9 protein-coding genes are annotated in these 12,959 nt (G+C 66.3%); all 9 read left to right on the forward strand.

What is annotated here, in order from left to right; translation table 11 throughout:
- The first annotated feature begins 131 nt into the window (after positions 1-131).
- The 9 genes from BLV45_RS05360 (at position 132) to uvrA (ending at position 12,850) form a co-directional block, all read left to right on the forward strand.
- A complete protein-coding gene (locus BLV45_RS05360) occupies positions 132-545 on the forward strand; it encodes a c-type cytochrome (RefSeq protein WP_090529925.1) in 414 nt (137 codons plus the stop codon).
- 101 nt (positions 546-646) lie between these two features.
- Positions 647-1,537, forward strand: coding sequence for a substrate-binding domain-containing protein (locus BLV45_RS05365; protein ID WP_090529928.1), 891 nt, complete (start codon positions 647-649; stop codon positions 1,535-1,537).
- On the forward strand, positions 1,534-2,343 hold the full coding sequence (locus BLV45_RS05370; RefSeq protein ID WP_176954068.1) for a hypothetical protein: 810 nt from the start codon (positions 1,534-1,536) through the stop codon (positions 2,341-2,343). Before BLV45_RS05365 ends, BLV45_RS05370 begins: the two co-directional genes overlap by 4 nt.
- 2 nt (positions 2,344-2,345) lie before the next feature.
- A complete protein-coding gene (locus BLV45_RS05375) occupies positions 2,346-3,350 on the forward strand; it encodes a LysR family transcriptional regulator (RefSeq protein ID WP_090529933.1) in 1,005 nt (334 codons plus the stop codon).
- The gene (locus BLV45_RS05380; protein ID WP_090529936.1) at positions 3,347-4,288 is read left to right on the forward strand and encodes a quinoprotein relay system zinc metallohydrolase 2; all 942 of its coding nucleotides are present in this window, start codon (positions 3,347-3,349) and stop codon (positions 4,286-4,288) included. Before BLV45_RS05375 ends, BLV45_RS05380 begins: the two co-directional genes overlap by 4 nt.
- An 18-nt stretch (positions 4,289-4,306) precedes the next feature.
- Positions 4,307-5,188, forward strand: a complete 882-nt coding sequence (locus tag BLV45_RS05385) for a quinoprotein dehydrogenase-associated SoxYZ-like carrier (RefSeq protein ID WP_245753118.1) — start codon at positions 4,307-4,309, stop codon at positions 5,186-5,188.
- Between the two features lie 32 nt (positions 5,189-5,220).
- A complete protein-coding gene (locus BLV45_RS05390) occupies positions 5,221-6,171 on the forward strand; it encodes an MBL fold metallo-hydrolase (RefSeq protein WP_090529939.1) in 951 nt (316 codons plus the stop codon).
- 144 nt (positions 6,172-6,315) lie between these two features.
- Positions 6,316-6,624 carry an EthD family reductase gene (locus tag BLV45_RS05395; protein ID WP_090529942.1) on the forward strand — a complete coding sequence of 103 codons (309 nt, stop codon included), beginning with the start codon at positions 6,316-6,318 and terminating at the stop codon, positions 6,622-6,624.
- A gap of 310 nt (positions 6,625-6,934) precedes the next feature.
- Complete coding sequence (uvrA, locus tag BLV45_RS05400) at positions 6,935-12,850, forward strand: excinuclease ABC subunit UvrA (RefSeq protein ID WP_090529944.1); 5,916 nt, start codon at positions 6,935-6,937, stop codon at positions 12,848-12,850.
- The last annotated feature ends 109 nt before the right edge of the window (positions 12,851-12,959 follow it).

Genomic DNA, 12,959 nt, shown 5'->3' on the forward strand with positions numbered 1-12,959 from the left:
GGTTCAGGGTTGCGCGGCAGGGTGTCGGCAGTGGCGGCACGACAGTGGCTGCCGGCAAGGTAATTTCGTTTCGCGACGCGTGCCAGATAGAGGCATGCGCGCGAAACCCATGAACTGATGGAGACGAACGCATGAAAGGCCGATTTTTCCTGCCGCTCGCGATGATCCTCGTCGTGACGCCCGCATCCTTTGCCCAGACCAGCGGCGGGGAGATGAAACCGGTAACCTACAAGGTCGTCGACGGCAGCAAGGTCGACGCCAATACCTTGCAGGGATGGAGGACGTGGCGCGCGCTCGCGTGCGAACGGTGTCACGGCGCGAAGCAGGAAGGCCTCGTCGGCCCCTCGCTGATCGACGCATTCAAGACGCTCGACAAGACCGAATTCCATCGCACCGTATTTGGCGGGCGCGTGGACAAAGGCATGCCGGATTTCAGCACCAGCACGATGATGCAGAAGAACTGGGAAAACCTGTATGCGTATCTGAAAGGCCGCTCCGACGGCAAGATCAACCCTGGCGATCTGCAGGCCATCGATGCCAAATGAAGCAGCACGTGAAGTGTCACGCGATATAACAGGCGATACAACGGATGTGGATGTTGTGTCGTGCCTCGTGAGCCGCTCGTCCCGTTCTCCCGGAGGTATCGATGTCTGATCGCAAGCTGGGCCCGCTCGCGCTTGTGCGCGTCGCCACGTTGTGCTGTGCAGGGCTGGCGGCGCACGCCGCGTACGCCGATCCGCCGTTGCCGAACAACGACGGCAACGACGGCGTGCTGCGCGTCTGCGCGGACCCCAACAACATGCCGCTGTCGAACAGCAAGGGTGAAGGCTACGAAAACCAGATCGCCGCGCAGATGGCGAGCGATTTCGGCTACAAGCTCGAATACACGTATTTTCCGCAGCGCATGGGCTTTGTGCGGCACACGCTGCGCGAAAAGGTGCCCAACACGGAGAGCTTCAAGTGCGACCTCGTCATCGGCGTGCCGAAAGGGTACGACATGACGGCGACGACGCGTCCGTATCTGCATTCCACGTACGCGATGGTGTTCTCGAATCGCCCGGAACTGTCGGGTATCAACACGCCCGCCGATCTGCTGAAGCTGCCGCCCGAGACCCTGCGCAAGCTGCGCCTCGGCATTTTCTCGCAGACGCCGGCCGTCGACTGGCTGCTTGGCCACAACCTGCTTGAACAGGCTGTGTCGTATCAGGCACAAAGTGCTGATCCCGCCGCGTTTCCGGGCGAGATGATCGAACACGACCTGGTTGCGGGCAACGTCGACGTGGTGTTCCTGTGGGGGCCGATCGCGGGCTACTTCGCGAAGCGCGAGGGCGACAAGGTGAAGCTCGTGCCGTTTCCGCCGACGCCTGGCATCCGTTTCGACTACGAGATCTCGATGGGCACGCGTCACGGCGAGAAAACGTGGAATACCAAGGTCGATCAGTGGATCGGTGCGAACCAGAACAAGATCGACCGGATTCTCACGAGCTACCAGGTGCCGATACTGCCGGTCGCGAGCGCGCCGACCGCTTCGCAATGAGGTGCCGGACCGGGTATGCGACACGCGGTGCGGGTCGCCGCGCGTTCGGGTTCGGGTTCGCGACAGCCGTCGCCGCTGTTTTCGCGTTGATGCTGCCAGGCGGCGCGGCGTTCGCCGCGGGTACGACAGCCGGCGGCGACATCACCCCCGCGGAGAAACTGCTCTTCATGACGACGCATATGAGCGGCGTCGAAGCGCAGACGGAACTCGACTACGCGTTCAGTCTTTCCGGTCCGCCGGAGAAAATCAGCGACACCGTCCGCGTGCTGGTGACGAGCGCCGCCAACGCGAAGAGCGATGCGCACATCACGGATCGCAGCGGCGCCGTCGACGTGTCCTCCGAGGGGCTGCCGTGCAATCCCGTGATCCTCTATTTTCTCGAGCACGATATTGCCGAGATGGAGCGGCTCACCGGTGGCCAGCGCCGTTATTTCCAGCGCCGCGTGCGTCTCGCGCTCGCGGCCGGACCGCCCGTCACGCCCGTGGTGGTGGACGTGGGCGGCAAGCCCGTGAAGGCGCGCAAGATCGTGATCCAGCCGTTTCTCGACGATCCCAACGCTTCGCGCTTCGCGCAATACACCGCCAAGCGCTATACGTTCATCATCGCCGACGACACCGTGCCAGGGCGCGTGATGTCGATCCATACGGAGGTGCCGGGCGCGAACAACGATTTCGCGCATCCGTTCCAGGCCGACACGCTGAATTTCTCGGGCGCGCTGCGCAGCCTCGCGCCGCCGCCGGCCAGACCCGGCCAGCCGGCGCCGGCGCCGGTCAAGACACCACAGGCGCCAAGTGCGAGTCGCTGAACGTGAACTTCATCCGCTCACTGACGCTGCGGCAGTTGCAGATTTTCGTGGTGGCGAGCCGCTACCCGAGCTTCGCGCGCGCGGCCGAGGAACTGCACCTGACGCAACCCGCGGTGTCGATGCAGATCCGCCAGCTCGAAGACGCGGTGGGCCTGCCGCTCTTCGAGCGCGTCGCGCGCAAGCTCGCGTTGACGGAGGCGGGTGAGCGTTTCTCGCATCACGCGAGCCGCATCATTGGCGAGATCAAGGACGCGGAAGACGCGATGACCTCGCTCACGCAGGCCGACAGCGGCTCGATCGCGGTGAGCATCGTGAGCTCGGCGACCTATTTCGCGCCCAAGCTGCTCGCGCTCTATTCGCAGCAGTATCCGAAAGTGGACGTGCGATTTTCGGTGGGAAACCGGGAAACGCTGCTGCGCCTGTTGCAGGACAACGCAACCGATCTCGCGATCATGGGCCGCCCGCCGCCTGAACTCGGCACGACCGCCGAGCCGATGGCGTATCACCCGCACGTGATCGCCGCGCCGCTCTCGCATCCGCTGCGCGACGCGCGGAGTTTCGATCTGCAGGAACTGGCGGGTGACACGTTCCTGCTGCGCGAGCCGGGTTCGGGCACGCGCGCCGTCGTGGAGCACACGTTTCGTCAGCATCTGTTCCAGCCCGCGCGTACCGTCACGCTCGGCAGCAACGAGACGATCAAGCAGGCCGTGATGGCGGGAATGGGCGTGAGCCTGATTTCGCTGCACACGCTTGGCCTCGAGCTGCGCACGGGCGAGATCGCGCTGCTCGACGTGAACGGCACGCCGATCGAGCGGACGTGGCAGCTCGTGCATTCGCGCTCGAAGCAGTTGTCGCCGACGTGCGTCACGTTCCGCCGGTTCCTGCTCGAGCACGCCGAGCCGTTTCTCGAGAACGAATACGCGCAGTTCGCGTTCCGGCCGCCGAAGCGGGTTGCCGCGCGGATCCTCGAAGGCGCGGCGCCCGCCGATCCGGGCCGGACAAAATGAACACCGCGCTGCGGCGTGTGGTGCTCGTGGTGCTGACAGGCTTCGCGTTGATGTTGATGATGTCCGCGGCGCAGTCGGTGAGCGCGCTGAAAGTGCAGGAAATCGCGCCGGGTCTTTACGTGCATCGTGGGCAGGACGACGTCGCCACGCGGGCGAACAGGGGCGACATCGCGAATATCGGCTTTATTATCGGAACGCGTTGCGTGGCGGTCATCGATACCGGCGGAACCGCGCAGGAAGGCCGCGCGTTGCGCGCCGCGATCCGTGCGGTCACGCCGCTGCCGGTCTGCTACGTGATCAACACGCACATGCACCCGGATCATATTTTCGGCAATGCCGCGTTCGAGCATGATCATCCGCAGTTTGTCGGCAGCGCGACGCTCGGCGAGGCGGAAATGTCACACGCGGAAAGCTATCTGCGCGTGCTGCACCGCGAGCTGGGCGCGCTCGCCGAAGGCAGCACGATCGTGCCGCCGGCGTTGCCGTTCAGCGGCGAGCTGACGCTCGATCTCGGCAATCGCGTGCTGAAGCTGCGCACATGGAAAACAGCCCATACGAACAACGACGTGACGGTCTACGATGAAAGGAGCGGCACGCTGTGGCTCGCCGACCTGCTGTTTGTGCAGTGCATTCCGGTGATCGACGGCAGCGTGCTGGGCTGGCTTGACGATATCGCGACGATCCGTCGGATGAATCCGCGTCGCGTGGTGCCGGGCCACGGCCCGGTCGACACGCCCTGGCGCCCCGCGCTCGACGCGCAAGAGGCCTATCTCGCCGGGCTGGTCCGGGATGTGCGTGCGGCGATCAGGCAAGGCGTGACGATGCAGCAGGCGATCGAGACCATCGGGCTCGACCAGCGTGACAGGTGGCGGCTTTTCGACATCTATCACCAGCGCAACGTGAGCGCCGCATACGCCGAACTGGAGTGGGAGCAGTAAGCAAGGAAGGGGAACATCATGAGTACGACGACGCGAACCGCGCTACACGGTTTGCTGATGGCGCTGGCCGGATTGACGACGCTGGTGGCGCTTGCCGGTCATCCGTCGTTCGCCGCGCAACCCGGCGACGATCCCGACAAGAGCGCGCGCTGGCTCGATTTCAGGGAAGGCACGTTCAAGGATCGCCCGATCGATGCGCACGGCGACAGCGTGATCCGCTTCGATGCCCCCGCGCGCGCGGCCGATGCGGCAGTCGTGCCGGTCTCGATCACCGCGCAGTTTCCGCAGACGCCTTCGCGCTACATCAAGAAGCTGTACATGTTCATCGACGAAAATCCGGAGCCCTATGTCGGCTGGTTCGAATTCACGCCGGAGTCGGGGCTCGCGAGTCTGGAAACGCGGGTCCGTGTCGAGGATTACACGTATATGCGCGTGATCGCCGAGACGAACGACGGCCACCTGTACAGCGCGGTGCGCTTCATCAAGGCCTCGGGCGGATGCTCGGCGCCGGCCGGCAAGGACGACGCCGCCGCCGAAGCGGGCGCGGGCCAGGTGCGCCTGCAGCGGCAAGGACCGTCGACGCCCGGCAAGCCGCAACTCGTGCAGCTGATGGTGCGCCATCCGAACCGGACCGGCATGGCGATGAACCAGGTGACGCGCCTGTATTCGTCGGCGTATTTCGTGCGCAAGGTGGTGGTGACGTACGCGGACAAACCCGTGATGACCGCGAACGTGAATTTCTCGATCAGCGAGAATCCGAACTTCCGCTTCTACTTCGTGCCGCATGATGGCGGCACGCTGAAAGCCCACATCGAGGACACGAAGAACAGGCAGTTCGACAGTCAGGTCGTGATCGGCCCGCATCCGGCGGTGCAGCAAACCTCGTCGGCCGCACCTTGAAAAGGGCGGGCCTGTTTTGGCATCGTGTGTGGATGGCCGCTTTCGTCGCTTGCCTCGCCGCACCGGTTGCGCCCGCCGGCGCAGCCGGTGCGGCGCCTGTACAGCCACAGCAGCCACCGTATCCGTTGACCGTGCCGGCGCCGGTTCAGCTCGCGCCGGGCGTCTACGTGATGCGCGGCAACGGTGAAGCGGTCGCGCCCGCGAATCGCGGTGTCGTCGCGAACAACGGCTTTATCGTCGGCGAGCGCGGCGTGACGGTGATCGACACCGGTTCGTCGTACCGCTATGGGCGCGCGATGATCGAGGCGATCCGCGCGATCACGCCGTTGCCGATTGTGCGCGTGATCATCACGCATCAGGCGCCGGAATTCGTGTTTGGCGCCGCGGCGTTTCGCGACCGCGACATCCCGATCCTCGCGCACCGGCGCGCGGCCGAACTGATTCGCGAGCGGTGCTGGATCTGTCTGAAGAACCTGCGGCGCACGCTCGGCGAAGATGAAATGGCGGGCTCGCGCGTGACCGTGCCCGACCACACCGTCGACAGCACGACGACGCTCGATTCCGGCGGCCGCGCACTCCAGCTGCTGTATTTCGGCCCGGCCAGCACGCCGGGCGATCTCGCCGTGCTCGACACGGAGACGGGCGTGCTGTTCGCGGGCGGGCTGGTGAGCATCGGGCGCATTCCCGAGCTGCGCAACGAGAGCATTCCGGGCTGGCTCGCCGCGCTGCAGCGAATCGAGGCGCTCGACGTACATGTGGTGGTGCCGGGTTTCGGGCCACCCGTGCCGCCTGACGGCATCGCGCCGACGGGCGCCTATCTGCGCGAACTGGATGCCGGCGTGCGCCGCGCGTACGCGGCGGGCGTCGGACTGAGCGAAGCGATGCGCACCGTCCAGACGCCGGATTTCAGGCAATACCGGCTCTACGCGACTGCGCAGCCGGCGAACGTGCAGCGGCTTTATCTGCAGCTGGAAAAGCAGTGACGCCGCGCGGTATTGACGAAAAAACGGACGCAAAACCGGACGCAAAATCGGCGTAACGTTCCAACAGCGGTTTCAACAGCGGCAAACGGTTTTAAAGAACCCTTGAAGCGCGCACTTTCAACGTATCCCAACGGAGACAGGATCATGGCAAAACTCGTCGTGCTGTACAAAAACCCGGCCGACAAGGCGGCATTCGACGCGCATTACGAATCGACTCACGTGCCGCTCGCGAAGAAGATTCCCGGGCTGCAAAAGTACGAAATCAGCACCGGGCCGGTCAAGCTGCTGGGTGGCGAGTCGCCGTATTACCTGGTCGCCGTGCTGCACTTCGCGTCGAGCGAGGCGCTGATGCAGGGGCTCGGCACGCCCGAAGGCAAGGCCGCGGCCGGCGATCTCGGCAACTTCGCGCAGGCCGGCGCGGAACTGCTGGTGATGGACTCGAAGGAAGTCTGAGCCGCGCGTGGTGCCAGGCAAAGGCCGCCGTCGCGCGCTATCCTGCGAAGTCGACGTGTGGCCGGTGCCCGTTCTGAACGTTTGACAGGCGGCTCGAACCGGCGCCAGCCGGCTTGAGGGACACGCTTTCCCGGCTCGCGAAAAAACGCGGGCAGCCGTGGCCAGCACGTTGGAACCTGTATAAATATACAGTATAGTGTGCAATCGAAGCCCGCCTCGCGAAACGCGTCGCGTGGCTGGACGCACTTCCATTCGCGGCGGCGCAGGCAGGCCGCGGCACTGGCCAAACTCATTCAGACGGACAGATAAATTGTCATCTAATGGTACGAACCGCGGAACGATCCGCATCCGCGGCGCACGTCAGCACAATCTCAAGAACCTCGACCTCGACCTGCACACCGGCGAAATGACCGTCGTGACCGGGCCGTCCGGTTCGGGCAAGTCGAGCCTCGTGTTCGACACGTTGTACGCGGAAGGCCAGCGGCGCTACGTCGAGACGTTCAGCGCCTACGCACGGCAGTTCCTCGACCGCATGGACCGCCCGCAGGTGGAACGGGTGGACGGCGTGCCGCCCGCCATCGCGATCGACCAGACCAATCCGGTGCGCAGCTCGCGCTCCACGGTCGGCACGATGACCGAACTCAACGACCATCTGAAGCTGCTGTACGCGCGCGGCGCCGAACTCTTCGATCGCATGACGGCGGAGCCGGTGCGGCACGACACGCCGGAAACCGTCTACGCCGACCTGATGGCGCGCACCGCGGGCACCGATCCGCGGCTGGCGGTCACATTTCCGGTGGAACTGCCCGACACCGCGACGCAGGCCGAAGTCGAACAGTGGCTCTCGGCGAGCGGCTACACGCGCGTGCAGGCGCAGCGCGAGGTGGTGTCGCCCACGGGCACGCGCAAGGTGCTGGACGTCGTCGCCGACCGTTTCCGCCTGCACCAGACGGAGAAGGCGCGCGCGCTCGAAGCGATCGAGGCCTCGCTCAAACGCGGCGCCGGGCGCGTGAACGTGTACGTGCTGCCGCAGGTGCCGGAAGAGAACACCGAACCGCGAATCTGGCGCTTCTCGACCGGGCTGCACAACCCGGAAAGCGATCTGCGTTACGCCGATCCGCAACCGGCGCTGTTCTCGTTCAACTCGGCGTATGGCGCGTGCGAAACGTGTCGCGGCTTTGGCCGGGTGATCGGCGTCGACCTGGGCCTCGTCATTCCCGACGGGCGCAAGACGCTGCGCGGCGGCGCGATCAAGCCGATGCAGACGCCGGCGTGGAAGGAATGCCAGGACGACCTGATGCGCTACGCCGCGAAGGCGGACATTCCGCGCGACACGGCGTGGTCGTCGCTGTCGCAGGCGGAGCGCGACTGGGTGATCAACGGCTCGCCCGACTGGGACGGCAAATGGCAGAGCCAGTGGTACGGCGTGAAGCGCTTCTTCGCGTACCTCGAATCGAAAGCGTACAAGATGCACATCCGCGTGCTGCTGTCGAAATACCGCAGCTACACGCCGTGCGAAACCTGCGGCGGCGCGCGCCTCAAGACGGAGTCGCTGCTGTGGCGTCTCGGCACGAAGCCCAACGCCGACGCCGTACTCGACGCCGCGAACCGCTTCCTGCCGCGCGGCGTCGACTGGTCGCGCGCGCAACTCGAAGCGCTGCCGGGCCTGACCGTACACGACCTGATGCTGCTGCCGATCGAGCGCATCCGGCGCTTTTTCGACGAAATCACGCTGCCGGGTGTCCTGCTCGACGACGCGCTGAAACTCCTGCTTGCCGAAGTGCGGACGCGCCTCAAGTACCTGTGCGACGTGGGTCTCGGCTATCTGACGCTCGATCGCCAGAGCCGCACGCTCTCGGGCGGCGAAGTGCAGCGGATCAACCTGACCACCGCGCTCGGCACGTCGCTGACCAAGACGCTCTTCGTGCTCGACGAACCCAGCATCGGGCTGCATCCGCGCGACCTGAACCGCATCGTCGAGGCGATGCACCGGCTGCGCGACGCGGGCAATACGCTCGTCGTGGTCGAGCACGATCCTTCGGTGATGCTCGCGGCGGACCGCCTGATCGACATGGGCCCCGGCCCCGGCGAGCGCGGCGGCACGATCATCTACGACGGCACGCCCGACAACATCCGCGCGGCGGGCACGCTCACGGGCGAATACCTCAGCGGGCGCCGGCACGTGGCGGATGCGTCGCGCTGGTCGCGCCGTCCGGTCGAGGCCGGCACGCCGCGCATCGTGCTGGCCGGCGCGCGCGAACACAACCTGCGCGACGTGACGGTCGGGATTCCGTTGCAACGTCTCGTCTGCGTGACGGGCGTGTCCGGCTCGGGCAAGTCGACGCTGCTGCAGGACGTGCTGTATCCCGCGATGGCGCGCCATTTCGGCAAGGCGACGGAGTCGCCTGGCGCGTTCCGCAGTCTTGACGGCGCGGAGCGCGTGAGCGACGTCGCGTTCGTCGACCAGTCGCCGATCGGCAAGACGGCGCGCTCGAACCCGGCGAGCTACGTCGGCGCGTTCGACGAAATCCGCAAGCTGTTCGCGAAGGCGCCGCTCGCGGCGCAACGCGGCTACACGGCGGGCACGTTCAGCTTCAACTCTGGCGACGGGCGGTGCCCGACCTGCGGCGGCTCCGGCTTCGAACACATCGAGATGCAGTTCCTGAGCGACGTCTACCTGCGTTGCCCGGACTGCGACGGACGCCGCTATCGCGCCGAAGTGCTCGAAGTGAAGATCGCGCGCGGCAACCCGGCGCGCGCGCTTTCCGTCGCCGATGTGCTGGAACTGACGGTACACGAGGCCACTGAATACTTCGCCACCGATCCCGAAGTGCTGCGCGTGTTGCAGCCGATCGTCGACGTCGGGCTCGAATACGTGAAGCTCGGCCAGCCGGTGCCGACGCTCTCGGGCGGCGAGGCGCAGCGCCTGAAGCTCGCGGGTTTTCTCGCGGAAACGGCGCAGGCACGCACGCCGCGCGGCGCGAAAGAGGCTGCCGCCGGCAAGCTCTTCATGTTCGACGAGCCGACCACCGGGCTCCATTTCGACGACATCGCCAAACTGATGCAGGCGTTCGGCAAGCTGCTCGCGGGCGGCCATTCGCTGATCGTGATCGAGCATAACCTGGACGTGATCCGCGCGGCCGACTGGATCGTCGATCTCGGTCCGGAAGGCGGCGACGGCGGTGGCCGCGTGCTGTGCGCCGGCACGCCGGACGAAGTGAAAGCGTGCGAGGAATCGCATACCGGCCGGGCGCTGCTGCAATACGACGAATCGATGGGCGTGGAAGTCGCGCCGGCTTCGCAGGGCGTGCCGCTGCAAACGGCGCTGACGGCGGCGCGCGCGCGTCGTGCGGTGGAAGGCGAGGACGTCGTGCGGATCGTGAACGCGCGCGAGCACAATCTGAAGTCGCTCGACGTCGATATTCCGCATGGCAAGTTCAACGTCGTGACGGGCGTGTCCGGTTCGGGCAAGTCGACGCTCGCGTTCGATATCCTGTTTCACGAAGGCCAGCGCCGTTATCTGGAATCGCTGAACGCGTATGCGCGTTCGATCGTGCAGCCGGCCGGGCGGCCGGAAGTCGATGCGGTCTACGGCATTCCGCCGACGGTCGCGATCGAGCAGCGCCTGTCGCGCGGCGGGCGCAAGAGCACGGTCGCGACGACCTCCGAGGTGTGGCACTTCCTGAGGCTGCTCTATGTGAAGCTCGGCTTGCAGCATTGCATCCATGACGGCACGCCGGTCACCGCGCAAAGCGTCGAGTCGATCGCCGCGCAGTTGCTGCGCGATCACAAGGGCCAGCACGTCGGGCTGCTCGCGCCGCTCGTCGTGAACCGCAAGGGCGTCTACACCGATCTCGCGAAATGGGCGAAGGCGCGCGGCAATACGCATCTGCGCGTCGACGGCGAATTCGTGCCGGTCGACCCGTGGCCGAAGCTCGACCGCTTCCGCGAACACACGATCGAACTGCCGGTGGCAGATCTCATCGTCTCGGCGGATCACGAGGCGCAACTGCGCCGCGCGCTCGACGACACGCTCGAAGCCGGCAAGGGCGTGATCCATCTGCTCGCGCCGCTCGACGGCCTGCACGCCGCGATGAACGGCAACGGCAAGGGCGCGACCGGGTATGCCGGCACAGTGAAGGTGCTGTCGGTGAAGCGCGCGTGCCCGGTGTGCGGCACGAGCTATCCGGAACTCGATCCGCGGATGTTCTCGTACAACAGCAAGCACGGCTGGTGTACGACCTGCGTCGGCACGGGCCTCGCGCTCACGCGCGAACAGCGCGCCGCGTACGACGACACTGTGATCGTCGACGACAATCGCGGTCGCGAGCAGAGCCTGCCTTCGGAAGAGCAGGAACCGGAAGGCGTGGGCGACGAGCCGTGCCCGGATTGCAGCGGCACGCGGCTGAACCCGGTCGCGCGCGCGGTGACGTTCGACGGACAACCGATTGTCGACGTCGCGCGGTGGACGGTGTCGCAGACACGCCAGTGGGTCGATTCGCTCGAACTCACCGGACGCGATGCCGGTATCGCGCGCGATGTCGTGAGCGAGATCGGCAGCCGGTTGCAGTTTCTGGAGGAAGTCGGGCTCGGCTATCTGAGCCTCGATCGTGCGGCGCCGAGCCTGTCGGGCGGCGAGGCACAACGCATCCGGCTCGCGGCGCAACTCGGCAGCAACCTGCAGGGCGTCTGCTACGTGCTGGATGAACCGACCATCGGGCTGCATCCGCGCGACAACCAGATCCTGCTGAACGCGCTGCGCAAGCTCGGGGAGAAGGGCAACACGCTGGTCGTCGTCGAACACGACGAAGATACGATCCGGCGCGCCGATCACATCATCGATATCGGTCCGGGCGCGGGCAAGCGCGGCGGCAATCTCGTCGCGCAGGGCAGCGTGAAGGACCTCGCGGCGCAGGCCGGGTCGCTGACCGGGCAGTTTCTCGCGAACCCGATCACGCATCCGTTGCAGCCGCGCCGGCCGGTGTCACCGGTTGCGTCGGCGCGCAGGAACGCCGCGGCCGTGCCGGAGAACTGGCTGACGGTCCACGGCGGCAAGCTGCACAACCTGCGTGACGTGACGGTCGGCATTCCGCTCGCGCGGCTCGTCGCCGTGACGGGCGTGAGCGGCTCCGGCAAATCGACGCTCGCGCGCGACGTGCTGATGGCGAACATGCTCGATGCGGTGGGCCGCTCGGTGCTGTCTTCGCCGGCCACGAAGCGCGCGCGCAAGGTCGCACAGGCCGACGCGCCCGCGGCGAAGCAGTCGCGTTCCAGCGTGCTTGCCCGCAGCGCGCCACGCCCCGTGTTGAACGTGACGCATGCGTGGCAAGGCTGCGAATCGATGACCGGCTGGGAAACGATCGACCGCGTGCTCGAAGTCGACCAGACGCCGATCGGCAAGACGCCGCGTTCGTGTCCCGCGACGTACATCGGCGTGTGGGACGCGATCCGCCGCCTCTTCGCCGACACGCTCGAGGCGCGGGCGCGCGGTTATAGCGCTTCACGCTTCTCGTTCAACACGGGCGACGGCCGTTGCCCGGCGTGCGAGGGCCAGGGCGTGCGCACGATCGGCATGAGCTTTTTGCCGGACGTGAAGGTGCTGTGCGACGTCTGTCACGGCCAGCGCTTCAATCCCGAGACGCTCGCGGTGACGTGGCGCGGCAGGAACATTGGCGACGTGCTGACGATGGAGATCGACGAAGCCGTCGAGTTCTTCGCGCCGCTGTCGAACATCGCGCATCCGTTGCAACTGATGAAGGACGTGGGGCTCGGCTATCTCACGCTCGGCCAGCCATCGCCGACGCTCTCTGGCGGCGAGGCGCAGCGCATCAAGCTCGTCACCGAGCTGAGCAAGGTGCGCGACGACATCACGCGTCGCGGGCAGAAAGCGCCGCATACGCTGTACGTGCTCGATGAACCGACCGTCGGCCTGCATATGGCCGACGTCGCGAAGCTGATCCGCGTGCTGCACCGGCTCGTCGACGCGGGCCATAGCGTGGTGGTGATCGAACACGATCTCGACGTGATCGCCGAAGCCGACTGGATCATCGACCTTGGGCCGGAAGGCGGCGTGGGCGGCGGCACGATTGTCGCGGCGACGTCTCCGGAAGGGCTCGTGCAGGTGAAGGCGAGCCACACGGGTCGTGCGCTCGCGCCGGTGCTCGCGCGCGAGCGCAATGACGACGCGGTTGCGCCTCTTGAGCAGGGCGTGGCGAAGACCGGATAACTGGGGGAGCGTGCGAGGCCGCGCAGGGGGGGCGGCCGTGTGGTTTTAACGCGGCTGTGTCGTGCCGCATCGGGGCCGCATGCGTGAAGCATGCGGCCCCGATGTGAGG

The sequence above is a fragment of the Paraburkholderia sartisoli genome (assembly GCF_900107685.1).
Classification (GTDB): Bacteria; Pseudomonadota; Gammaproteobacteria; order Burkholderiales; family Burkholderiaceae; genus Paraburkholderia; species Paraburkholderia sartisoli.